This is a genomic window from Ruminiclostridium hungatei, assembly GCF_002051585.1.
Lineage (GTDB): Bacteria > Bacillota > Clostridia > Acetivibrionales > DSM-1351 > Ruminiclostridium > Ruminiclostridium hungatei.
In genome coordinates, this window is sequence record NZ_MZGX01000002.1 from 202,576 (window position 1) to 223,823 (window position 21,248).

The 21,248-nt window shown below is 43.4% G+C and carries 23 protein-coding genes; 15 read left to right on the forward strand and 8 right to left on the reverse strand.

Features of this window, described 5'->3' with window-relative positions; translation table 11 throughout:
- Window positions 1-46: 46 nt before the first annotated feature.
- The 4 genes from CLHUN_RS02330 to CLHUN_RS22005 form a co-directional block, all read right to left on the reverse strand.
- Window positions 47-1,117, reverse strand: coding sequence for a hypothetical protein (locus CLHUN_RS02330; RefSeq protein WP_080062951.1), 1,071 nt, complete (start codon window positions 1,115-1,117; stop codon window positions 47-49).
- Between the two features lie 184 nt (window positions 1,118-1,301).
- Window positions 1,302-1,634: a GNAT family N-acetyltransferase gene (locus CLHUN_RS02335; RefSeq protein WP_165755632.1), complete on the reverse strand. Its 333-nt coding sequence runs from the start codon at window positions 1,632-1,634 to the stop codon at window positions 1,302-1,304.
- A 50-nt stretch (window positions 1,635-1,684) separates the two neighbouring features.
- The gene (locus tag CLHUN_RS02340; protein WP_207559127.1) at window positions 1,685-2,170 is read right to left on the reverse strand and encodes a putative immunity protein; all 486 of its coding nucleotides are present in this window, start codon (window positions 2,168-2,170) and stop codon (window positions 1,685-1,687) included.
- On the reverse strand, window positions 2,167-2,331 hold the full coding sequence (locus tag CLHUN_RS22005) for a hypothetical protein (RefSeq protein WP_165755633.1): 165 nt from the start codon (window positions 2,329-2,331) through the stop codon (window positions 2,167-2,169). The genes CLHUN_RS02340 and CLHUN_RS22005 overlap by 4 nt, the downstream gene beginning before the upstream one ends.
- A 315-nt stretch (window positions 2,332-2,646) precedes the next feature.
- Between CLHUN_RS22005 and CLHUN_RS02345 the strand changes: the two genes are divergently transcribed.
- Window positions 2,647-3,459, forward strand: a complete 813-nt coding sequence (locus CLHUN_RS02345; RefSeq protein ID WP_165755634.1) for a class I SAM-dependent methyltransferase — start codon at window positions 2,647-2,649, stop codon at window positions 3,457-3,459.
- A gap of 106 nt (window positions 3,460-3,565) precedes the next feature.
- Here the strand turns inward: CLHUN_RS02345 and CLHUN_RS02350 are convergent, their stop codons facing one another.
- Window positions 3,566-3,853 carry a putative quinol monooxygenase gene (locus CLHUN_RS02350; RefSeq protein WP_080062954.1) on the reverse strand — a complete coding sequence of 96 codons (288 nt, stop codon included), beginning with the start codon at window positions 3,851-3,853 and terminating at the stop codon, window positions 3,566-3,568.
- Window positions 3,854-3,864: 11 nt separating this feature from the next.
- Window positions 3,865-4,479: a flavodoxin family protein gene (locus tag CLHUN_RS02355; RefSeq protein WP_080062955.1), complete on the reverse strand. Its 615-nt coding sequence runs from the start codon at window positions 4,477-4,479 to the stop codon at window positions 3,865-3,867.
- Window positions 4,480-4,638: 159 nt separating this feature from the next.
- Between CLHUN_RS02355 and CLHUN_RS02360 the strand changes: the two genes are divergently transcribed.
- Complete coding sequence (locus CLHUN_RS02360) at window positions 4,639-5,004, forward strand: winged helix-turn-helix transcriptional regulator (protein ID WP_080062956.1); 366 nt, start codon at window positions 4,639-4,641, stop codon at window positions 5,002-5,004.
- 67 nt (window positions 5,005-5,071) lie between these two features.
- Here CLHUN_RS02360 and CLHUN_RS02365 read toward each other — a convergent pair whose 3' ends face one another.
- Entirely contained in the window at window positions 5,072-5,920 is an 849-nt protein-coding gene (locus tag CLHUN_RS02365; RefSeq protein WP_080062957.1) for a hypothetical protein, read from the reverse strand.
- A 221-nt stretch (window positions 5,921-6,141) separates the two neighbouring features.
- Between CLHUN_RS02365 and CLHUN_RS02370 the strand changes: the two genes are divergently transcribed.
- The 5 genes from CLHUN_RS02370 (at window position 6,142) to panD (ending at window position 10,349) form a co-directional block, all read left to right on the forward strand.
- Complete coding sequence (locus CLHUN_RS02370; protein ID WP_080062958.1) at window positions 6,142-7,044, forward strand: alpha-hydroxy acid oxidase; 903 nt, start codon at window positions 6,142-6,144, stop codon at window positions 7,042-7,044.
- A gap of 250 nt (window positions 7,045-7,294) precedes the next feature.
- Window positions 7,295-8,164, forward strand: a complete 870-nt coding sequence (locus CLHUN_RS02375; protein ID WP_080062959.1) for a Rossmann-like and DUF2520 domain-containing protein — start codon at window positions 7,295-7,297, stop codon at window positions 8,162-8,164.
- Entirely contained in the window at window positions 8,139-8,966 is an 828-nt protein-coding gene (gene panB, locus CLHUN_RS02380; protein WP_080062960.1) for a 3-methyl-2-oxobutanoate hydroxymethyltransferase, read from the forward strand. Before CLHUN_RS02375 ends, panB begins: the two co-directional genes overlap by 26 nt.
- Window positions 8,967-9,050: 84 nt before the next feature.
- Window positions 9,051-9,920 (forward strand): pantoate--beta-alanine ligase, encoded by an 870-nt coding sequence (gene panC / locus CLHUN_RS02385; protein WP_080062961.1) that lies wholly within the window; start codon window positions 9,051-9,053, stop codon window positions 9,918-9,920.
- Window positions 9,921-9,965: 45 nt separating this feature from the next.
- Entirely contained in the window at window positions 9,966-10,349 is a 384-nt protein-coding gene (gene panD, locus CLHUN_RS02390; RefSeq protein ID WP_080062962.1) for an aspartate 1-decarboxylase, read from the forward strand.
- 74 nt (window positions 10,350-10,423) lie between these two features.
- On the opposite strand, the gene CLHUN_RS02395 is transcribed toward panD, so the two are convergent.
- Window positions 10,424-11,902, reverse strand: a complete 1,479-nt coding sequence (locus CLHUN_RS02395) for an Lsa family ABC-F type ribosomal protection protein (RefSeq protein WP_080062963.1) — start codon at window positions 11,900-11,902, stop codon at window positions 10,424-10,426.
- A 494-nt stretch (window positions 11,903-12,396) separates the two neighbouring features.
- Here CLHUN_RS02395 and CLHUN_RS02405 point away from each other — a divergent pair, with 494 nt between their 5' ends.
- The 8 genes from CLHUN_RS02405 to CLHUN_RS02440 all read left to right on the forward strand — a co-directional run bounded on the left by CLHUN_RS02405 (window position 12,397) and on the right by CLHUN_RS02440 (window position 21,216).
- Window positions 12,397-12,942, forward strand: a complete 546-nt coding sequence (locus tag CLHUN_RS02405; protein WP_080062965.1) for a glutathione peroxidase — start codon at window positions 12,397-12,399, stop codon at window positions 12,940-12,942.
- 107 nt (window positions 12,943-13,049) lie between these two features.
- Window positions 13,050-13,823 (forward strand): EFR1 family ferrodoxin, encoded by a 774-nt coding sequence (locus CLHUN_RS02410; RefSeq protein ID WP_080062966.1) that lies wholly within the window; start codon window positions 13,050-13,052, stop codon window positions 13,821-13,823.
- A gap of 359 nt (window positions 13,824-14,182) precedes the next feature.
- The gene (locus tag CLHUN_RS02415; RefSeq protein ID WP_242656415.1) at window positions 14,183-15,955 is read left to right on the forward strand and encodes an ABC transporter ATP-binding protein; all 1,773 of its coding nucleotides are present in this window, start codon (window positions 14,183-14,185) and stop codon (window positions 15,953-15,955) included.
- Window positions 15,955-17,736: an ABC transporter ATP-binding protein gene (locus CLHUN_RS02420; protein WP_080062967.1), complete on the forward strand. Its 1,782-nt coding sequence runs from the start codon at window positions 15,955-15,957 to the stop codon at window positions 17,734-17,736. The genes CLHUN_RS02415 and CLHUN_RS02420 overlap by 1 nt, the downstream gene beginning before the upstream one ends.
- A gap of 139 nt (window positions 17,737-17,875) precedes the next feature.
- Complete coding sequence (locus CLHUN_RS02425) at window positions 17,876-18,304, forward strand: CoA-binding protein (protein WP_165755635.1); 429 nt, start codon at window positions 17,876-17,878, stop codon at window positions 18,302-18,304.
- Complete coding sequence (locus CLHUN_RS02430; RefSeq protein ID WP_165755636.1) at window positions 18,304-20,079, forward strand: RnfABCDGE type electron transport complex subunit D; 1,776 nt, start codon at window positions 18,304-18,306, stop codon at window positions 20,077-20,079. The genes CLHUN_RS02425 and CLHUN_RS02430 overlap by 1 nt, the downstream gene beginning before the upstream one ends.
- A 196-nt stretch (window positions 20,080-20,275) precedes the next feature.
- A complete protein-coding gene (locus CLHUN_RS02435; protein ID WP_080062970.1) occupies window positions 20,276-20,623 on the forward strand; it encodes a PadR family transcriptional regulator in 348 nt (115 codons plus the stop codon).
- Window positions 20,599-21,216, forward strand: coding sequence for a permease prefix domain 1-containing protein (locus tag CLHUN_RS02440; RefSeq protein WP_080062971.1), 618 nt, complete (start codon window positions 20,599-20,601; stop codon window positions 21,214-21,216). The genes CLHUN_RS02435 and CLHUN_RS02440 overlap by 25 nt, the downstream gene beginning before the upstream one ends.
- Window positions 21,217-21,248 lie beyond the last annotated feature (32 nt).

Consider the following 21,248-nt stretch of genomic DNA (forward strand, 5'->3'; position numbering starts at 1 on the left):
CCTGCATTTAGCCCAATATAATACCGGGTCTCATTATTGCAATATTTTAGAGTAAACCTGCTGACTTTTTGATTTTCAGCATCCAAAACGTGGACTCGAGTTCCCTGGAGATATTTACCTTACGGTTTTCGCCAAGTCCCATGTGTGCTGCACTTACCCAGTAGCCTTCTTTTTCTGGAAGATATGGCTTAGGGAAGGCATATGTACCTCTTTCTGTTCGGAATGTCTCAAGGTGTTTAATAGCATCAATAAACCAGGGATAATCAGCAGCATAGGGAAAACGAGCTATTAACTCCATGCGCTGTATCAATAAAGCACCTCCGGCAAAAGCTCCCTCATCTATTCCAAAGTATCCCGGAAGTCTAGCATCCCAGCCCATGGAATAGCATTTCCTATTAGCTGAGACCAAAACGCCGTACTTATGAACAACAACATTATGATAGTCAGGAGTGAGGATATAGCCAACAACATCTTTAATCTTAGCCACCGTATCCTTATCACCCTGGTTTATCAATGCAGATAAGCCATATAAATCATAAATCAAAGGAAATCTGTAGTTTCCATTTTCATAGAGTTCAGGCTTAATAATAGGGGATTTGGAAAATGACTTTGGAACACCTTGATATTTGCTTGCATCGTCATATATGTTGTACTCATGCTTACTTGTAAATTCATGCAATACTTCAAGTCGGTTCGTCAAGAATGTCCTTATAGAATTATCAGTATAACCTGCCATTCCCAGAAATGAGGCAACAATTGCGAAACTAAATACTCCCCACACTTCCCTCGTATTAATATTTTCAGTCAACCAGGTTCTATAAGGCAACGTTGCCTCATCTAACTCAGGTATTCCTGCATGTATCCCAAGCTGAACCAACTTACTCATCGCATTCTCATAAAAGTGATTATAGCTACCATGAAGTGTCATATGGCTGACTCCATTCATGGGTTTTAGATAATTAAGCCAGGTGATAACCTCTTGACTCTCAGCTACTGCTCTTTCCATCATCTTAATGTCAATGCCGGTATTTGATTCCATTAACTCTGTGGAAGTACGATATCGGATTGTGGGACCTCCATTTTCAAACAGCCATTGTTTTATTTCCTGTGTATTCAATACATTCACTCCTCATTCAAACATAGCCGTATTATATCATATAGATAAGGGCACCGGCCCACGGGGCTGTGGGCGTGTTGCAGGAGGCAGAGGATTTTTCATTAATCAGTCTATCAGCTTTTTTTGCTTGTTAACAGGACTTTAAGTATAATAACCTTAAGGAGATAATACTTTGACTTTAATATTAAACAATATTGATAGAATAAACAGGATATTCTTCTACCTTTTCAAAACCCAATTTATCAGCAACTTTTTGGGAAGGCATATTATCAACAGTAGTTTCCCATATTGGCAAGTAGCCTTTTTTTAGTTGATCAATAATTAAATAATAAGAAATAAGTGTTCCATATCCTTTGTTTCTTTCGCAGTTGTTAAAAGTATAAAGGTCTATAAAATACTGATTTTCATGAATAAATCCATTGTTTACACATTGGGAAACTATTTCACCATTCTTCCTCAAAGCCATGCCAAAGACCTCATTGTCTAACTTATCATGTGCATAATAATTATTGTACACTTCCGGAACAACAGGCAATATGCTGAACAGTGCAGCCAGGCCGGACGCTTTTAAACACTCTTCATTAATTCTATTTGTATTTTTCTTTCTTTTCGTACTTCCTCTAAATTTTTAGGAAACATTAAATTTATTAAAGTTATTGCATAGTCTGATGCAATCAAGGCATGTCGCTTTACATGAGGCGTAGCGGCAACCTGTCCCATGACCCTTAAGACTTTTACCTTTATGGGGTCTTTTTCTTCCCGGGCTAGGGTATGTATCTTAAAGGCTACATTTCTTGCCTCCTGGAACCTTGCTTTTCCTTCCTGCCATTTCCTGTTGATATCAAAGCATTCATTAATTGCATCACAGGGTCGTATACCGGTTAAATCCAAAATATGCTGTGCCAAGAGCAGACTATAGCATGAAATAGCTTTATGGCTATGGCTTTTACTATCAAAGGCTGCAATGAGTTCATCCTTCAACTCAGGTATATCGTCAATTTTTCTGATTATTCCCACATCGCCCATATAACTGTCTTTTTTGCCGCCCCTCATAATTCCACCTCTTCATAATTTGGCTTTTCAGCTTCATCTGCAACTTTGCAGCAATGTTCAGCAATCTCTTTATAGCCGTGGTACTCTAAAAACTTATAAGCATCTTTTTCTATCTTTTGGGTAAATGTTATATTCTTAATTAAATCTGATAGTATATCCATCTCAGTACCCCGCAAACAAAATTACCTGTTATTTTTATAAATCAGAAAAGCTTTCCTGAAACTGCAGCAGGTCTATCTTCATTCTTTCTGACATTATAGCATTAATATCCGGTGGGCCAACCTCAGATAGAGAAATTTTGTTCATATAACATCTTAAAAAAATATTCCTTCTTTGGGTATTTATAGTATAATCTGAATAACGGTGTAATTTATACGCGGGAGGTGGTCTTTTCATGTCAAACCAATCAGAGCAGCCCCAATGTGAAATAGAAGGTCAACAGGGTTTTTCAAAAATAAGTCATGAAAGGCGGCCTTATGATAAATTCAGATGAAAGAGCAAAATCTATTATTGATTATTATAACAATTTTAATGAAAAGGACAGGCTGAAATCAACCTATGGTAAACTTGAGTTTTCACATATGACAGAGCTGCTTGCCCGCTATTTTCCACAAACCCCGGCAAAAATATGTGACATTGGAGGTGCAGCCGGCGAGTATGCCTTCCATTTTGCCAAGCTTGGCTATGACGCACATCTCTTGGATATCGTACCAAAGCATATTGAGCAGGCAAAGGAGCGGGCAATTGCAGAGAACGGTGTAAATGCTGACAATTTCATAGTGGGGGATGCTTTAAAGCTGCCTTACTCAGCCAACAGTTTTGATGCCGTATTCCTCAGCGGACCATTATACCATTTGCCCCAGAAAGCCGAGCGTATTAAAGCCTTAAGTGAAGCCCGGAGAGTTTTGAAACCCGGAGGAATAATTGCTGCATATGCCATTGGCAGGTATGCCACCATGTTTTATGGAATCAGTACAGGGTTGATATATGATAAGGATTTTATGGAGAAGCTAAAAAGAGAAGTTCATACCGGCCTGCGATATAAGTATGCTGAAGGTGTTCTTGATAATGCATATTTTCACTGTTCGGATGAACTGAGGGAAGAAACAGCAGAAGCCGGCCTTGAGTTTATAGCCTGTCATGGGGTGATAGGGCCGGGGTGGATGGCCCCTGACTTTGATGAGGCATGGAACATAGAAGAACATAGGAATGCAATTTTGGATATTGCCAGAATGTCCGAAAGTATTCCGGATTCCTGCTCTAAAATATTTATCGTTGCTAAAAAGTGATTGAAAGTTTAATTTAATAGCTTTACCCCGTTTCTGAGATGGATTCTCCATAACAGAGCCGGGGTAAAGCCGCTGATAAAAGGCCTTGTTCATTATACTGCTCTTCTTATGCAATTATTTCAAAAACCGTGCCCTGCATCTCGCCATCCAGCAATTCTTCCATAGCGGGGAAAAGAGCTGTGAAATGAGGTGTTTTCATATGGGCATCAAGAACCTCCCGGCTCTCCCATCTCTCCATGAATGCAAAAACGGCAGGATCTCCGGTATCCCTTATCAATTCATAGCTTATATTACCTTTTTCCTTTATGGTTTCTGCGACCAGTTGCTTTGCAATACTGATGAACTTTTCCTGGTTATGTCCGGGCACCTTGCATCTTGCATATACCGCTATCATATTAACATCTCCTATCGTATAAAGTTGGTTGCCGTACGTGCTTCTCTTTCAGGATAAGGATACTGGGAGCCGGCAGTGGTCTTTAGCATCCACGCCATATTGTTTCCCAGGGTACGCATTGTCTGAAGCCCTTCAAGATCTTTTCTTACATCGTCGGGAGTAGAGCCATGTACGGAATTCCAGTATTGTGAGGTCACTACCGGCATCTGATTGATTGTGAAATACTTGTTCAGCCTGTCAAAGGACGCGCTTGCTCCGCCTCTTCTGCAGCTTACTACAGCCGCTGCAGGTTTATTTGTCAGAAGTGAGCCTGAGGAATAGAATATCCTGTCCAGCAAGGCGCAAAGCGACCCGTTGGGACCTGCATAATACACAGGGGAGCCCACTACAATTCCATCAACTTCTTTTATCCTTTCTATAAATTCATTGTACTGCTCATCCTTAAAAACGCAGCTTCCAAGCTTGTAACAGGCCTTACAGGCTGTACAGCCCTGCACCGGCTTTTTTCCTATATGAAACATGACCGTTTCAATACCGTTTTTTTCAAGGGCGCCTGCCACCTCCTGCAAGGCAGTGTAGGTACAGCCCTCTTTGTTGGGACTTCCATTTACCAATAATACCTTCATAAAATATATTCTCCTTATAGTTTGACAGTTATGGGGTCTTGTGCCACCACAAAATTAAGCTTGCTTATTTACAATAGCCTGCTATGCGATTACAATTATTTTAGCAGTAAGGAACATTATTTCAAGTACGCACATATTTGTGCCTTAAAGGAGCTGCTGATGAATAACGGAAAAACAAGTGAAAAACCTGTATACTGCAATAAATGTGCAGTTACTCATGCTCTGGAAATAATAGGGGGAAAGTGGAGGCTGCCGATTATATGGGAACTCTCCGCCAGGGAAAGTCTCCGGTACAATGAACTGAAACGTCGGCTGACAGGAATCACAAACATTATGCTGACACGTTCCCTTCAGGGGCTGGAGGAGCATGGTCTCGTTGACAGGATGGAATTGAGCAGTATACCTCCCCATGTGGAATATTCATTGACAGAACGCTGCAAAGAACTGCTTCCCGCACTGGATATTATCAACCAATGGGGAGAGGAACAAATGCTGAACCCATGTAATGGCAAGTCTGCAAAATAGTTCAGGGGATTTTTTGATTTCCTTCCACGGGGCGGAAGCGATATTTACCGGAATTAGTATATGTTTGTCAGTTTTCGCTTTTGTAGAGATAATCCATAAGGACTATTGAAAAATATGCACCGAAAATCAGCGAGGTTGTGAAAAACAGATACCACCATATATTGTAAAAGTATATAATGTGCAGACAGCCTAAAATGTAGGTGATTATATAAAAAAGTGTGATGACTATGGCCTTGGCGTATATTTTCCACTTCCTGAAATACATTATCATCAGGCTGATAAAAATCGGGGTCGTATATAAATCTGACACCAGATAAGGGCTGGAAATGGGATTTTTACCCAGGGACCGGCTGAAATTCTGCCTGCCGGTAAGAATGAATCCCCAGCAAATTGTGATAACCACCAATGTTATCAGTGAAAAGTATATGTTGAGGTAGTGCAGCAGCTTGCTGGATTTTTTGATGCTTACGGAATAAATTTTTTTCACCAGCCAAAAAAGTGCGGACATTCCCAATGGCGTCATCCATGTACGATACCAGTTATGGCTGTATACACCCAGAGCCAGAAATAATTCTTCAATCAGCCCGTAGGCGACCGCAAATATAAATATCCAGTAGGAGCTCAGGTTGAAAATTGGAACAAGCAGTGCTGTTGCTGATGCTGAGAACTGTGAAAAGAGATTTCCTGTCAGTTCATCATCGTAATAGGAGGAGGGTATTATTTTGGGGTAATAGTCATATGCGCTAAAAACAAAAAACAGGGTTATTTCCGCGGCAAGCGTGAGTCCTGTTACAGTCAGATAAAATGCAAGTGTGAACTTGACATTTTTTGTTTTACGGAATATGATTATCAATTCAAATATCGTTATAAGTCCAAGCAATGCATACCAAACCGTATTTGTCCAAAAATATTCCACGTGAGTAATCTCCAAACTTTATAATTATGTGGAGGTTATTTTAACCGGATTAACAAAAAAAATTCTAAACGCTTATATAAGACTCTTCACCGTACAAATTTTCTCCGTCAAATCCGCTTCGTACAGGGAGGAGAGCAAGGTAATAGACATAATAACAATAAAGGAGTAAACTACAACTATAAAAATATTAATGGGAATATGAACCGGCAGGAGGGAACCCAATGAAACAGGATACATCGCACAAGCATAGGGCAGGAGATTCCAATCAAATAACCCGTGAATACTTTGATTCACTTATGATAGAAATGCGGCATTTTGATTCGGTGCTGCCAGCCACGGGATTTGAACTATATGGAGAAAGCTTCTCAACACCTGTTATGACTGCGGCACTGTCACATCTTAATGGAAGCAGGCCCAACGGTATGGCCGAAATGGCGAAGGGCGCACATGCCGCCAACGCAGTAATGTGGACGGGCATGGGGGAGGAGTCTGAGCTTGAGGCAATTACCGCAACCGGAGCCAGGACAATTAAAATAATCAAGCCCCATGCGGATAATAATGTAATATATAAAAAAATTGAGCACGCTGAAAAATGCGGGGTTTTAGCCGTGGGAATGGATATTGACCATGCATTTGACGGCAGCGGCCAGTATGACAGTGTTATGGGACTTCCCATGTCCGGCAAGACACTTGATGAAATAAAAGGTTTTGTAAATGCTACGAAGCTGCCTTTTATCATAAAAGGGGTGTTAAGCGGGCAAGACACCTATAAGTGCCTTGAGGCAGGGGTAAAGGGAATTGTTGTATCCCATCACCATGGAATAATGGATTATGCGGCGCCGCCTTTGATGCTTCTGCCTGAAATCGTTAAGATAACCGGCAACAGCATACCTGTTTTTGTGGACTGTGGTGTTATGAACGGCTATGACGCATTTAAGGCTATGGCTCTGGGTGCTTCGGCAGTTTCGGTGGGACGTGCCCTGATGACTCCTCTGGCTGAGGAAGGTGCGGAAGGAGTAGAAAAAAAGCTGAAGGCCATTACCCGGGAACTGGCGGGTGTCATGGCACGTACCTGCTCTGCCGATATCGGACATATAGACCCGGCTTTAATCAGAAGGAGATAGAAAAATACGCAGGAAGCTGCATACCCGGCATTTTGGCTCATATATCCAAAGCCTTTACAATGCCGGGTAAAAAGTGTTATATTAAACTGAATGGGTAGTATTCCAAAAGTCAAATACAGTCATTTCCCAATGATTGATTGACATGAAACTACATCAGGAGAATTTTATTTTATTTTTGAAAGGCGGCTCATATCCAATATGGAATGGGACCGGAAGAGTTTCACCCCTCAGCTTTTGGGAGGTGATATTTATGAAAATTGGATTTATAGGGGCAGGAAAAGTAGGATTTTCCCTGGGTAAATACTTCTGTGAGCACAATATGGAAGTATCGGGGTATTACAGTAAAAATCCGCATTCTGCGTTGATGGCGGCGGAATTTACAGGCACAAACGTTTTTAATGACGTTGACGGCATTGTAGAGGCAAGTGATACTCTTTTTCTCACTGTTCCAGATGGAGCAATCGGAGAAGTATGGGATTACATTGGAAGTCTGCCTATCAGAAATAAAATAATATGTCACTGTAGTGGTTCTTTATCATCATTAATATTTTCAAATATTGATAATCATGATGCATTTGGTTATTCTATCCATCCGGTTTTAGGAATCAGCGACAAGTTTAATTCTTACAAACAACTAAATAGTGCATTTTTTACCCTGGAGGGCACTCCTGAGAAGCTGGGCGAAATGGAAACCCTCATAAGACAGTTGGGCAACCCGTTACAGGTCATTTCACCTGAAAATAAAGGGGCCTATCATAGTGCTGCCGTGTTTGCGGGAAATTTCATGCTTGCGCTGCTGCAAACGGGAATTGATTTGCTTAAAAGCTGCGGCTTTAATGAAGAAAGTGCCAGCCTTGCCTTGAAGCCTTTAATGGAAGGCACAATGCGAAATGTTGCCGGGCAGGGGAGGGTACAAGCCTTGACAGGCCCTGTTGAGCGCTGCGATATAGAAACGGTGGAGCGCAATATGGCCTGCCTGAGTGAAAAGGACAGGCAGCTATATGTGCTGCTTTCGCAAAAATTGCTGGTTATGGCAAAAGAAAAGAGGCCGGAGAACAATTATTCCGGATTGGAGAGGACGTTGGAAGAAGCCTATGAAAAATACAGTCGTCACATTTAAAGAAGCAAAACGAGATAAGATAAAACTGAGCATGCTCACTGCATATGATTATTCCACTGCAAAGCTCATGGACCAGGCGGGAATAAATGCAATCCTGGTTGGGGATTCACTGGGTATGGTGGTACTGGGGTACAAGGATACGCTGCAGGTTACAATGGAGGATATGCTGCACCATACAAAGGCTGTTGCCAGGGGTGTACAGAATGCGCTGGTTGTAAGCGACATGCCTTTTATGTCCTATCAGGCCTCGGTGTATGATGCCGTATGCAATGCAGGCAGACTCATAAAAGAAGGACAGGCAAATGCGGTCAAGCTGGAGGGCGGAAGCACGTTTTGCCCGCACATCCGCGCCATAGTAGAGGCATCAATACCGGTAATGGCACATATAGGCCTGACTCCGCAGTCGGTAAATGCATTTGGAGGTTTCAGGGTGCAGGGCAGAGAAATGGAAGAGGCCCGAAAGCTTATAGAAGAGGCGAAAGCCGTGGAAGCGGCAGGGGCGTTTGCCGTTGTGCTGGAATGTATTCCCGCCAGGCTTGCAAAGCTCATATCGGAAAGCATTTCCATACCTACCATCGGAATAGGTGCCGGAAACGGCTGCGACGGGCAGGTACTTGTATATCAGGACATGCTGGGGGTATTCACTGATTTTACCCCGAAGTTTGTAAAGCGATTTTCAGATCTGGGTTCACAGATGAAAGCCGCCTTTCAAAGGTATGCGGACGAGGTGGGAAATGGAGAGTTCCCGGCTGCCGAGCACAGTTTTGAAATATCTGATTCCATCATAGAAAAACTGTATTGAGCAGCGGTACATTTAAGACAACTGCCTGCAGTACGGCATTGTCCGCAAAACCAAAGGCAGTTTTTTTACAAAAGGAGCTATATAATGGAGATTATAAAGACTATAAATGAGGTACGCCTGATAATAGCAGCATGGAAGAAAGAAGGCCTGAGTATTGGTTTTGTACCAACAATGGGTTATCTGCACGAAGGGCATCAGAGTCTGATAGAGCGTGCGGCGGCAGAGAATGACCGGGTGGTGGCAAGTGTATTTGTAAATCCACTGCAGTTTGGGCCAACCGAAGATTTCAGCAGTTATCCCAGGGATCTGAAACGGGACATGGAAGTTTGCAGAAATTCAGGGGCACACATGATTTTTCACCCCGAGGCCGATGAAATGTATTTCCCGGATTTTTGCACCCACGTTGACATGGATTCTCTTACTGCGGGGTTGTGCGGCAAAAGCAGACCTGGACATTTCCGGGGTGTTTGCACGGTTGTGTGCAAGCTTTTTAACATTGTTGGGGCGGATCGCGCCTACTTTGGAGAGAAGGATGCACAGCAGCTTGCCGTTATCAGACGTATGGTCCGTGACCTGAATATGGCTGTGGAGATAATAGGCTGTCCCATTATACGTGAAAAGGACGGATTGGCCAAAAGCTCCAGGAACACGTATTTAAGTCCCCTGGAAAGAGAGGCGGCCCTCATACTGAAAAAGTCTCTTGATTCAGGCCGGAAGCTGGCAGATGAGGGGGAAAGAAATGCCCGGATAATAGTGGACACCATAACGGAAAACTTTGTGACCGAACCTCTGGCGAGGCTTGACTACGTTGAGCTGGTAGATGCGTTTTCCATGGAAAAGGTGGATGCGGTTGACAGGCCGGTATTGGTTGCTGTGGCGGCATATATCGGCAAGACAAGGCTCATTGACAATTTCTTTTTTGAACCGGCATCAGGCTTAAAAACACAGCAATAGAAAAAAGAAACAATGCCTGGCATTTGGCATATATGGAGGGTTACAATGAATATTACAATGCTCAAAAGTAAGATACATCGTGCAACGGTTGTGCAGGCCGAACTGTCTTATGTGGGGAGTATCACTGTGGACGAGGAACTGCTGGAGGCTGCAGGAATCTGCGAATACGAAAAAGTTCATGTGGTGGATATTAATAACGGCAATCGCCTTGAAACCTATTGCATTGCAGGAGAGAGAGGCTCCGGAATCATATGCCTGAACGGTGCGGCGGCACGATGCGTTCAGGTGGGAGATCTGATAATCATAATGTCGTATTGCACAATGGATGCCCAGGAGGCCGCAACGCATAAGCCTGCGGTAGTATTTGTGGATGAATTAAACAGGATAAACCGCATAACAAGCTATGAAAAGCATGGTGCGCTGGCTTAGTTTCCACCCTCTCCGGGTTTTGAACCGGCGGTTTGCCTGCCCGGAGAGGGTGGAGGGTGTACAGGCGGTAAAACTTACAGTTCAACTATCTTGGTAGCAATATTTTTACGGAATGCAAGGTCATGCTCTACAAACAGAATGGTGGGTGAGTATTCCAGGAGCAGTTCTTCAATCTGCATACGGGAAATGACATCAATAAAATTCAGAGGTTCATCCCAGATATGCAGGTGTGCCTTTTCGCAAAGGCTCCTGGCAATGAGCACCTTCTTTTTCTGACCGCCGCTGTAGTCACTCATGTCCTTTTCAAACTGAATCCTTGAAAAGTCCAGTTTTCTTAAAATAGCCTTAAACAGGCTTTCGTCAAGGTTGTTTTCCAAGGCATAGCCGGACAGGCTGCCGTTTAAATGGGAGGTGTCCTGTGATACATAGGATATTTTCAGTTGGCTGGCCCGCCTTAAGGTTCCGGTATATGTGAGGTTTTCCCCGCAGATCAGCTTTATGATACTGGATTTGCCGGAACCGTTCCTGCCGCTTAAGGCTATTCTGTCTCCCTTATCAATACAAAAGCTCACCTCTCCCGCTGCGCGCTTTTCACCATAATATACAGCTATGGCTGAAAGCTCCGCGAGACGGTCGGTATGGAGCTCAAGCTGCGAAAGCTTCAGCTTTTCAGAGTTCTCAATATTCCGGAGCAGCTTTGATTTTTCCTCTATTGCAGTCTGCTGCCTGTTTTCAAGGGACTTTGACCGCTTCATCATTTTGGCGGCCTTATGTCCCACATAGCCTCTGTCTATGTCTGAACCTGAATTGGTAGTGCCCAGCTTGGTCTTTTCTACCTTGTCCGACCAGTCGGAGGTTCGCCTTGCAGCCATTGTCAGACGGCTGATGTCCTTTTTCAATTTTTCATTTTCGGCCAGCTCAAAACCGTCCTGCATTTCCTTGTTTTGCAACCAGGTGGAAAAGTTTCCTTTCTGTACCTCGATGTTGGTTTTATTTATTGACAGTATGTGGTCAACACAGTTGTCGAGAAAGGCCCTGTCATGTGATACCAGAATAAAGCCCCGTTTGGAGCGGAGATAATCGCTTACCATTTTTCTTGCATTCATATCCAGATGGTTTGTGGGCTCGTCTATTAAAAGAAAGCTGTCTTCCTTGAGAAACATGGCAGCAAGCAGTACCTTTGTCTGCTCGCCGTTTGACAAGGTATTAAAGGGCCGGTACAGAACGTCATCTGAAACCTCCAGAAGGGAAAGCTCCCGCATCACCTCCCAGTGAACGTAGTCCGGGCAGATTTCTTCAATTACATCAATGGTATTGCTGTCCATGTTTTTTACTTCAAACGGGAAATATTCAAAGGCGGTTTTTGATGAAATCCTGCCGCGGTATTCAAATTTCCCAAGCAGAAGGTTCAAAAATGTAGTTTTGCCCCTGCCGTTCCTGCCTGTAAAGCCAAGCTTCCAATCAGTATCAATCTGAAAGCTCACAGCCTCAAAAATATTGTCATAACTGCCGTCATACGCAAAAGTCAGATCAGTTACATTTATTATAGACATAAAAAATTCCTCCTGTTCCCGGGCTGGTACGCCAACGCTTTCTTATAAGCGTAAGACAGGCAGCAGCCTGTTTACGGCAATATAATAGCTGCAGGGAAGCAAATTCCTGCAGCTCAAAATATAGCATACCAAGCCCCATTTGGTCATGGGAGGATATATAAAGGCTGAGTTGAAAGAATTTGTATTTTTCCTGCATGGCATAATAGAAACAAGCGCAACAAACCCGTCTTGTCTTATCAGCAATAAACTCTGCAAGAAAAATTACTTCATCTTTTCAACTCCAATCGTTTGTTTTGTAAAAACAATATAACACACCGGCCTGCAAAATTCAAGGAGCATTATGTGTAATATGCTGCAAATACTGTAAAAGGCGTATAAAATTAAATTGGAGACATATATTGACTTTATGAAAGATACTGCATATAATTATTTTATACAATAAAATTTTAAACAATTATATTTTATATAATACAATTGGAATTGGAGGACTGCATATGAACATATATGATTTTAAGGCAAAAACAATTGACGGCAGAGAAATTTCTCTGGATAAATATAAAGATAAGGTTGTCATAATAGTGAACACCGCCAGCAAATGCGGTTTTACCCCTCAATATGAGGATTTGCAGAAGCTGTACGACAAGTACAGGGACAGGGGAGTTGAAATATTGGGTTTTCCCTCAAACCAGTTTGCCGGGCAGGAGCCGGGAAGCGATGAAGATATTAACAATTTCTGTACCTTGAATTACGGGGTGGATTTCCAGATGTTTTCAAAGCTTGAGGTGAGAGGGCCAAATGCCCACCCGCTTTTTGAATATCTCACCGGGCAGGCTCCCTTCAAGGGCTTTGATATGACCCATTCCCTGGGAAAAAAATTGAAAGGTCTCCTGGAGGAGAAATTTTCCGAAACACTCTCCGGTGACTCCATAAAGTGGAATTTTACAAAGTTTTTAATTGACAGGAACGGAAATGTTGCAGGCAGGTACGAGCCCACCACATCTCCCCTGGACATGGAGGGCGAAATTGAGAAGCTCTTATAAGATATACGGCAGAATAAATTGGTAGTAAAATTATAAATAATTAGGTAGAATATATCTATAGTTTTATTTATATAGTTTAATTGGTTCGCTTATTTGGGGGGAAAGCTATGATATTCTACTTTACCGGTACGGGAAATTCTCTGCAGGCAGCCGGGAATATTGCTGATTACAATTCTGAGAGTTTAATATCTGTTTCAGAGAGAATCAACAGCGGAGAACAGCTATTTGAATATACCTTAAAGGATGATGAAATTATTGGGTTCGTTTTTCCTGTATATGCCTGGGGGCCTCCGGGTATGGTTCTGGAGTTTGTTGACAGGCTCAGGCTTGTTAATTACAGCAGCCAGTATGTATTTTCCGTGGCAACCTGCGGTGAAAACATAGGAAATACCATGAAGCTTTTGGAGAAAAAATTGAACAGCAGGGGAATCAGTCTTTCAGCCGGGTTTTCCTTAAAAATGCCCAACAATTATATTATTCTTGGAAATGTGGATTCAAAGGAAGTTGAGAAAGAAAAGCTGGAAGCAGCAGGGAAGACCTTGCTGGACATTAACAGAACCATAGAAAAAAGAGAGGTGGGAGTGTTCAGGACTGCAAAAGGTATTTTGCCGGGCTTGCTTACCGGCCTGGTCAACCCTCTTTTCAGCAAGTATGCTCTGGATACCCGCAAATTTCAAGCAGACCAACGCTGTACAGGCTGCGGAATATGTGAAAAGGTCTGCAATACAAAAACCATAAAAGTTGACAAAAGACCCCAATGGGGTGACAAGTGTACCCAGTGCCTGGCCTGTATTAGTTACTGTCCTGTCCAGGCTATCCAATACGGTAAGGGAACGGAGAAAAAAGGCAGGTACACAAATCCTGATGTGAGACCCTATTAGTTAATATTCGCAAGTGGTAACGCCCGCTGTTTTGGAACAGCGGGTTTTTATTTTTTACGTGAATTTTTCCCATGCCGGACTGAAGCAGGAGATGATTGTAAAGCAAAAAAATAAGATAGTCCATTTTATTAATGGGTTTTTAGCGGTATAATTCAAAATTAGTGGTATGTAACACCTAAAAGTCCCATATTGCCGACGGTTAAATTCTGCGCAGAATTTCGTTGTCGTTCTTGCCAATACATACAGTATTGCCTTCGTCCTCCGCTTTATCCTGCAAAAATTTTCCACGCCGGCAATATACGTTTTAGATGTTACAGACCACTAGTAATATTTATTATGTTTGAATTGGTGGGATGCAAATGAAAGATACCGCTTCGATTAAAGGCAAGCAACTGCTGCTGGCTTTTATCAAGGAGCACATATGGAGCTATGCGGCGGGTATCTGTATTCTTTTATTCTCTTCCTTTTGTGCCATGCTTATTCCAAAAATACTGGGAATAATAACCGATGGTCTGGATAAGAGGAATATGGAAAAGGAGCAGGTTTACAAATATGTGCTGCTGATGCTTGGAGTAATAATACTGGTATTTATATTGAAATACATCTGGAGATATCTTCTGATAGGTAACTGCAGAACTGTAGAATGCTACCTGAGGGATAATCTTTTCAGACATCTGCAGACTCTTTCAGTGGATTTTTACAGCCAGCACAAGACAGGAGATCTGGTGGCCTATGCAATAAATGATATCCAGGCAGTGAGATTTATGTTTGGAGGAGGCTTTGTACAGGCACTTGACGGGATAGCCATCAGTATTGTCTCAATAGTCTTCATGGCCAAAACCATAAATCCGATTCTGACAATTATGGCACTGGCTCCCATTCCGGCAGCAGCCTTTATTATGATCAGGACGGGTAAACTCATCCGGGAAAGATTTAAAAAGGTTCAGGAGGCCTTTGCCAATATATCTGACAAGGTTCAGGAGAATCTTTCCGGCATCAGGGTCATAAAAGCCTTCGCCCAGGAAGAGGCAGAGGTTGAGAATTTTGTAAACTTCAGCAGGGAGAGGGTGGACACTCAGATGAAGCTGACGCGGGCATCGGCCGTAATGGGGCCGGCTGCGCAGATATGCTTCGGATTGAGCTTCATGTTTTTTATTGCCTATGGAAGCAGGCTTGTTATGGACAGTACGATTTCCCTGGGGGATTATGTGGCCTTTAATACATATATGCTTACCGTAATGGGCCCTGTAATGAACATCAGCAAGATTGTGGAAACCTGGCAGAGAGGCATAGCCTCTTACCGCCGTCTCAATGAAATATTCCGTATACCGCCTGCCATAGAGGATTTTCCGACTGTTGCGGATATTTGTCATATAAAAGGACGGATTGAAATAAAGAATCTGGGCTTTTCCTATCCCCAGGCCCGCAAAAGAGCATTGAAGGACATCAATATCAGCCTTGACTGCGGAAAGACGCTGGGTATTATCGGAAGAACCGGAAGCGGAAAAACTACTCTTGTCAATTTGCTTCTCAGGTTGTTTGAGGTAGGGGACGGGCATATCTTCATAGACGGCAATGATATAAATAAAATTCCTGTTGATATTCTCAGAGAGTGTATAGGATATGTGCCTCAGGATAATTTCCTTTTTTCCACTACCATAAAGAACAATATCGAATTCTTCAAATCAACCCATACTGACGACCAAATCCAGGAAGCCCTCAGGCTCTCCGCCATATATGAAAATATAATGGAACTCCAGGACGGATATGATACGGTCGTAGGAGAAAGAGGAGCCACACTGTCGGGGGGACAGAAGCAGAGGGTATCCATAGCCCGGGCTCTGATAAAAGATCCCTCCATCCTGATACTTGACGACAGTTTGTCCGCCGTTGATTCCAAAACCGAAGAAGTAATTATAAGCAATATCAGAGAAGTTTTAAAGAGTAAAACAGGGATAATAATCTCACACAGGATTTCAACAGTAATGCATGCAGATGAAATCCTTTACATGGAAAACGGGAAAATAGCAGAACGGGGGACGCATGCACAGCTAATGGAAATGAAGGGAAGCTACTTTAGGCTGTATAAATCGCAGACAAACCAGTCGGACACTTTTGGGGAGGTGGGTTGATGTCAGTTGCCGGACAAAAATATAAAATGGGGGAGAACAGCAGCAAATTTCAGTTTCTCAGGCTCATGGGCTATTACAGGCCCCATCTCCCTCTGCTGTTTCTGAGCCTTATACTTGTCATAGTAATTAATGCAGTCGTCCTGATAAAGCCATATATCATCAAGCATGTTATAGATAATTATATTGTCAGGGATATAAATAACAGCAGTATATTATGGGAAATGGGCAGCATCTATTTTGCACTGGTTGTGATAGGTGCGGTTTTTACATATGCTCAGAACTATCTTCTCACCTATATCGGACAGAAAATAATGTTCAATATAAGAAACAGTCTGTTTGGGCATATACAGAATATGTCCATGTCCTTCTTTGATAAGAACTCCACCGGGAGGATTCTCACCAGGGTTACAAATGATGTAGAGGCCTTGAATGACCTTTTTTCAGGAGTTCTGGTCAATATTTTCAGGGATTCGGTAATGGTGGCGGGTATAGTTTTTGCAATGGCGCTTCTGGATGTGAGGCTGATGCTCATAAGTATAAGCTGCATACCTCTGATTGTTCTTGCTACCGTAATCTACAGAATAGCAGCAAGAAAAAACTTTGTTAAAATGAAGGGTATGATTGCAAGGATCAACGGATTTCTGGCTGAAAATATCCAGGGTATGAAGCTGGTTCAGATATTTCACCGGGAAAAGGAGAAATACAGGGAGCTGGAGGAACTGGACAGGGAGTATTTCAGGTTCAGCTTCAGGGAAATAATCCTCAATAGCTTCAGCAGGCCGCTGGTGGATATAATAAACAACCTGACAATTGCAGTGCTTATCTATTTCTGCACCGGAAGGATTATAGAAAATACGCTGCAAATTGGGCTGCTTTACGCTTTTATAACCTATATAAAACAGTTCTTTGACCCCATAAGCACCATCTCCGAGCAGTACACCACGATACAGTCTGCCGTGGTATCTTCAGGCAGGATTTTTGAGATACTTGACAACGCCGCAATGCAGGAGGATATCCGGCAAGGACGGACTCTTGAGGAAGTCAGAGGGGAAATAGAGTTTAAAAACGTATGGTTTGCCTATGACAATGAGAACTGGATACTGAAGGATTTGAGCTTTAAAATCGCCCCGAGGGAAACGGTAGCTTTTGTAGGTGCCACCGGATCGGGAAAATCCACAATAATAAGCCTGCTTACCAGGTTCTACGATATCCAGAAAGGTGAAATACTGCTGGATGGTGTCAATATCAAGGAGTATAAGCTTTCCTCGCTCAGAAGGCAGATAGCAGTGGTGCTTCAGGATGTATTCCTTTTTTCGGGGGACATACTTTCAAACATAAGGCTCAACAACGGTGAAATAAGTGAAGAGGATATAGAAGCTGCCGCGAAGTACGTCAATGCCGCCGGTTTCATTGAGCAACTGCCCGGAAAATACAGTGAAAAGGTAAAAGAGAGGGGCTGCACTTTTTCTGCAGGTCAAAGGCAGCTCATATCCTTTGCAAGAGCTGTTGCCTTCAAGCCTTCCATACTTGTTCTGGATGAGGCTACCGCAAATATTGATACGGAAACAGAGCTTGTCATACAGAGTGCTCTTGCCAGAATCACCAGGGACAGAACCTCTATAATTATTGCACACAGGCTTTCTACCATAAGAAATGCTCATAAGATAATTGTAATCCATAAGGGAAGGATCAGAGAAATGGGTACACATGCCGGGCTGATGGAAGCAGAAGGCCTGTACAGCCGTTTGTACAGACTGCAGTCATCCAGAGGAGCTCTATAAAGGGCTCAATTTTTGCGGCGGTGAAATGTAAATTATGCCAATTATTATTAAAGCTAGGAGACTTTATCATAAAAACCACGTATTAATTATATGGAATGTCAAATTAGTTGAAGCCAATATCAGGCAAACGGAGGTTCATATGATAAAAATAGACAAGGATTTTTATGAAAACGGCCAAGTACTGTTTATAGGCTACTCTGGAGGAAAAAACAGGCCTTTCAGCAAAATGGTATATCAAGCGTTTACCAACAACGGAATAAAGGTATATGCGCTGAATAACAAGGCTGAAGGCGATTATGACATAAAGGTGTATGGAAGCCTGGGGGAATTGGCTGAAGTGCCCACAACAGCATATGTGCTTCTGAAAAAGGAGAATGTACCGGGGATATTGAAGGAGCTGGGTGCAAGAGGGATAAAGAGGATACAGTTTCAGAGCAGCAGAAGTGCAGATGCTTCGGTACTGGAGGCTTGTGCGCAAAAGGGTATCGAAACTGCAGTGGCATGTCCTCTGATGAAATTCGGCTCGGGCCTGCACAGACTTCACGGATTTTTTGCGGGAGTGAGATAATGAATACTTTTTCCTTGATAAGAACCCGGTGGAGCAATGAAAAAGTAATGACCGCAGTGTTCGGAGTTCTTGCAATGTACCTGCTGCCCTCATGGATACGCCAACCCGAAAGCATACCCGCTTTTCTGGCTGTTGTGGCAGCGGCACTTTTGACGGATAGTGTCCTGAACCTGATAAGATACAGATGTCCGGTATGCGGTGTATCTGCCGCTGTCACTGCGGGAGTATTTTATATACTGACTCCCGGGACGGCTCTGTGGGTCCGCATTGCGGGAGTTGCTGCCGCGCTGCTGGCAGGGAAGCATTTGTGGGGAGGAACGGGAAAGAACCCCATCAATCCTGCTTTGGCAGGAGTATTGGCAATAGGGCTTGTTTTACCTATGAACGCTCCTGATTTCACCCCTCAACTTTCCATGCTTCCGGCTTTGCTGCTTTCAATACCGTTTATCAGGTTCAGACCGTATGCGGCAGCAGGCTTTATGGCTGGTATGGCTGCTGCAATGGTTTTCCGGCAGAACTTCGGGTTTGACAGTTATCTGGAATATGGTGCCATATTCTGGGGCTGCCTTGTACTTACCGACCCGGTCACCGTATCGCCAAGGCCGGTGCTCGGCGCTGCAGGCGGTGCTTTCACCGGAGCTGTATCCATGCTGCTGTCCGGATCAACCGTGGTAATGGCAGGCAGCATACTTATATTCAATGTTATTTGCTTTATAGCTGACAGATATCTGGAGCTGCCTTCCGGCAATATGAGAAGGGGAAAGCCGGTTGACGGGGTAATTGCCCGAAACAGTGAGGTGCTTTTCTTTGATCTCTCCCAATCAAAGGAGGAGATAAGGCAGGGGGCTGAGGAAAAAGCTGCGGTCCCGGAATTTTCTTCCCAGGAGATTCTGCAGAGGCTTGAGCGGAATGGAGTGGTGGGAATGGGCGGAGCCGCTTTTCCCACTGCTGAAAAAATCAGAAGTGTAATGAGGGCCCGGGAAGAAAAAAAGTATTTCATAATAAATGCAGTGGAATGTGATCCCGGCTTGATTCATGACGGCTGGCTGATGGACCGCTGTATGGAGGAAATATGTGCCGGAATAAAACTGATGCAGCAATGCGTTGCTTTTGAAGTTGTGGTTATGGCTGTTAAGGAGACGAAAACAATAAAGGCCTGTAATGTAAATGTGGCCAAGGTGCCGGATTATTATCCTGCTGGTGCGGAAAAGGAGTTAATCAGGCTGGTTCTTGGAAGAGAGCTTTCTGTGGGAGATATACCGGCAGAGAAGGGTATACTGGTTCTGAACGTTCAGACTGTATTTGCCATATTTGAAGCTGTTGTAAGAAATAAAAGGGCCCTTACAAAATTTATTACTGTTGCGGATATGAATACTAAAACTGCCTATGTGGTAAAAACAAAGCTCGGGGCGGATATAAGAGCTGTAGCGGACAAGCTTCCGCTGACCCCCGGAAATATTTTTGCAGGCGGGGGAGCAATGCAGTGCGGAAATGTATATGCAAATGACGTGGTGGACAAGCATGTAAATTTCATAGCGGTTTCAAGATTTCCCGGGTACAAGGAGTCGGTTTTGTGTTCCCGGTGCGGCTTTTGTGACAAAAATTGCCCAATGGGTCTGGGGGTAAGCCGCATTTCACAGTTCGTAGAACAGGGCAAGCTGGAAAAGGCAAAAAAATACCGGCCTGAAAGCTGTCTGCAATGCGGCAATTGCAGCAGAGTATGCCTTGCAGGCAGAAATCTTGCGGCGAGGGTCAGGGCTGCGAAAGCAGGGTAACGTCAACAAAACCGGGTGACTGGGATATGGTCGCCCGGTTTTTTATTTTTTAAAAAAAGCAAAATATAAAATGCAAAATACCTTGCAATACGATGTATAATGTATTACTATATATTTAGCAAAATATGTATAATGAAATCTTTACAATTAAATACGCAGTTAAAAATATCAAGTGACGGAAAAGGAGGTTTGTTCAATGAACAGGGAAATGCTCAAGGGAAGTACGGATATCCTGCTGTTGTCCTTAATTCAGAGGGAAGATTTGTACGGCTATGAAATTGCCAAAAGGCTGAAGGAAAAAAGCAATCAGCTTTATACTATGGGGGAAGGTACCTTGTACCCTGCTCTTCAGAGGCTGGAGAGACAGAATTTAATAAGGTCCTACTGGGGTGAAGCAGATGGAGGAGGACGGCGAAAATATTACAGTATCACTGAAAACGGTAAGGGAGAGCTGGCTGAAAGACTGAAGGAATGGGATGCTCTCAGTAATTTGATAAAAACCTGCAGGGAGGGATTTTCGTGGACCGCATCAATGAATATATAAAGAGTATTGTCGGGAAACTGGAAGCGGATGAAAAGCTGAGAAACGACATGGAGGACGAATTCAGGGATCATTTGAATCTTATTAAAAAGTCCTTGCAGCAGGAAGGCCTGTCCGAAGAGGAGGCAACTGCGGAGGCAATCCGGCAATTCGGAGACAGCCGGCAGCTTTCAAGACGGCTTGCAAAAAATATAAAGGGCTTCCGGAACATATTTAATAGCATCGCCGGCATAGTTCTGAGTATATTGCTGTATGTGGGCGGTACAAAAATACCTGTACCCTTTATGAGAAGTTGGGATCAAATAGGAAACTCACGGCTTTTAATAAATGTATTTTTAGTTCTGGGGCCCTTGCTTTTATTCATGCCTGCGGGCTACTTTCTCCCCATAATTTTCAAGAGGGCAGGTAAAGTGGTGACTGTAGCTGCTGCAACTCTGGTGCTTGGTCTGGCAAGGGGCATGATGACCGGCGGGCTGTATGCCCATATTATAATAACCAGCGTTGTGGGAGGTGTTGCCGGGGGTATCCTGGGATTTTTAATCCTGAAGCTGGTAAGTAAAACACGTGTAAAACTAAAGAGCCTTATGGAGGCATAATATTGAAAACAGCCTGAGGTATTTCCGATATA

What these genes read in the sequence shown, in the direction of transcription:
- CLHUN_RS02350 (WP_080062954.1), bottom strand. Translation starts at nt 3,853, where the DNA reads ATGATAGCGGTATATGCAAGATGCAAGGTGCCCGGACATAACCAGGAA.
- CLHUN_RS02435 (WP_080062970.1), top strand. Translation starts at nt 20,276, where the DNA reads ATGAACAGGGAAATGCTCAAGGGAAGTACGGATATCCTGCTGTTGTCC.
- panD (WP_080062962.1), top strand. Translation starts at nt 9,966, where the DNA reads ATGAATATTACAATGCTCAAAAGTAAGATACATCGTGCAACGGTTGTG.
- CLHUN_RS02355 (WP_080062955.1), bottom strand. Translation starts at nt 4,479, where the DNA reads ATGAAGGTATTATTGGTAAATGGAAGTCCCAACAAAGAGGGCTGTACC.
- CLHUN_RS02405 (WP_080062965.1), top strand. Translation starts at nt 12,397, where the DNA reads ATGAACATATATGATTTTAAGGCAAAAACAATTGACGGCAGAGAAATT.
- CLHUN_RS02425 (WP_165755635.1), top strand. Translation starts at nt 17,876, where the DNA reads ATGATAAAAATAGACAAGGATTTTTATGAAAACGGCCAAGTACTGTTT.
- CLHUN_RS02415 (WP_242656415.1), top strand. Translation starts at nt 14,183, where the DNA reads ATGAAAGATACCGCTTCGATTAAAGGCAAGCAACTGCTGCTGGCTTTT.
- CLHUN_RS02420 (WP_080062967.1), top strand. Translation starts at nt 15,955, where the DNA reads ATGTCAGTTGCCGGACAAAAATATAAAATGGGGGAGAACAGCAGCAAA.
- CLHUN_RS02340 (WP_207559127.1), bottom strand. Translation starts at nt 2,170, where the DNA reads ATGAGGGGCGGCAAAAAAGACAGTTATATGGGCGATGTGGGAATAATC.
- CLHUN_RS02345 (WP_165755634.1), top strand. Translation starts at nt 2,647, where the DNA reads ATGATAAATTCAGATGAAAGAGCAAAATCTATTATTGATTATTATAAC.
- CLHUN_RS02360 (WP_080062956.1), top strand. Translation starts at nt 4,639, where the DNA reads ATGAATAACGGAAAAACAAGTGAAAAACCTGTATACTGCAATAAATGT.
- panC (WP_080062961.1), top strand. Translation starts at nt 9,051, where the DNA reads ATGGAGATTATAAAGACTATAAATGAGGTACGCCTGATAATAGCAGCA.
- panB (WP_080062960.1), top strand. Translation starts at nt 8,139, where the DNA reads ATGAAAAATACAGTCGTCACATTTAAAGAAGCAAAACGAGATAAGATA.
- CLHUN_RS22005 (WP_165755633.1), bottom strand. Translation starts at nt 2,331, where the DNA reads ATGGATATACTATCAGATTTAATTAAGAATATAACATTTACCCAAAAG.
- CLHUN_RS02370 (WP_080062958.1), top strand. Translation starts at nt 6,142, where the DNA reads ATGAAACAGGATACATCGCACAAGCATAGGGCAGGAGATTCCAATCAA.
- CLHUN_RS02410 (WP_080062966.1), top strand. Translation starts at nt 13,050, where the DNA reads ATGATATTCTACTTTACCGGTACGGGAAATTCTCTGCAGGCAGCCGGG.
- CLHUN_RS02375 (WP_080062959.1), top strand. Translation starts at nt 7,295, where the DNA reads ATGAAAATTGGATTTATAGGGGCAGGAAAAGTAGGATTTTCCCTGGGT.
- CLHUN_RS02395 (WP_080062963.1), bottom strand. Translation starts at nt 11,902, where the DNA reads ATGTCTATAATAAATGTAACTGATCTGACTTTTGCGTATGACGGCAGT.
- CLHUN_RS02430 (WP_165755636.1), top strand. Translation starts at nt 18,304, where the DNA reads ATGAATACTTTTTCCTTGATAAGAACCCGGTGGAGCAATGAAAAAGTA.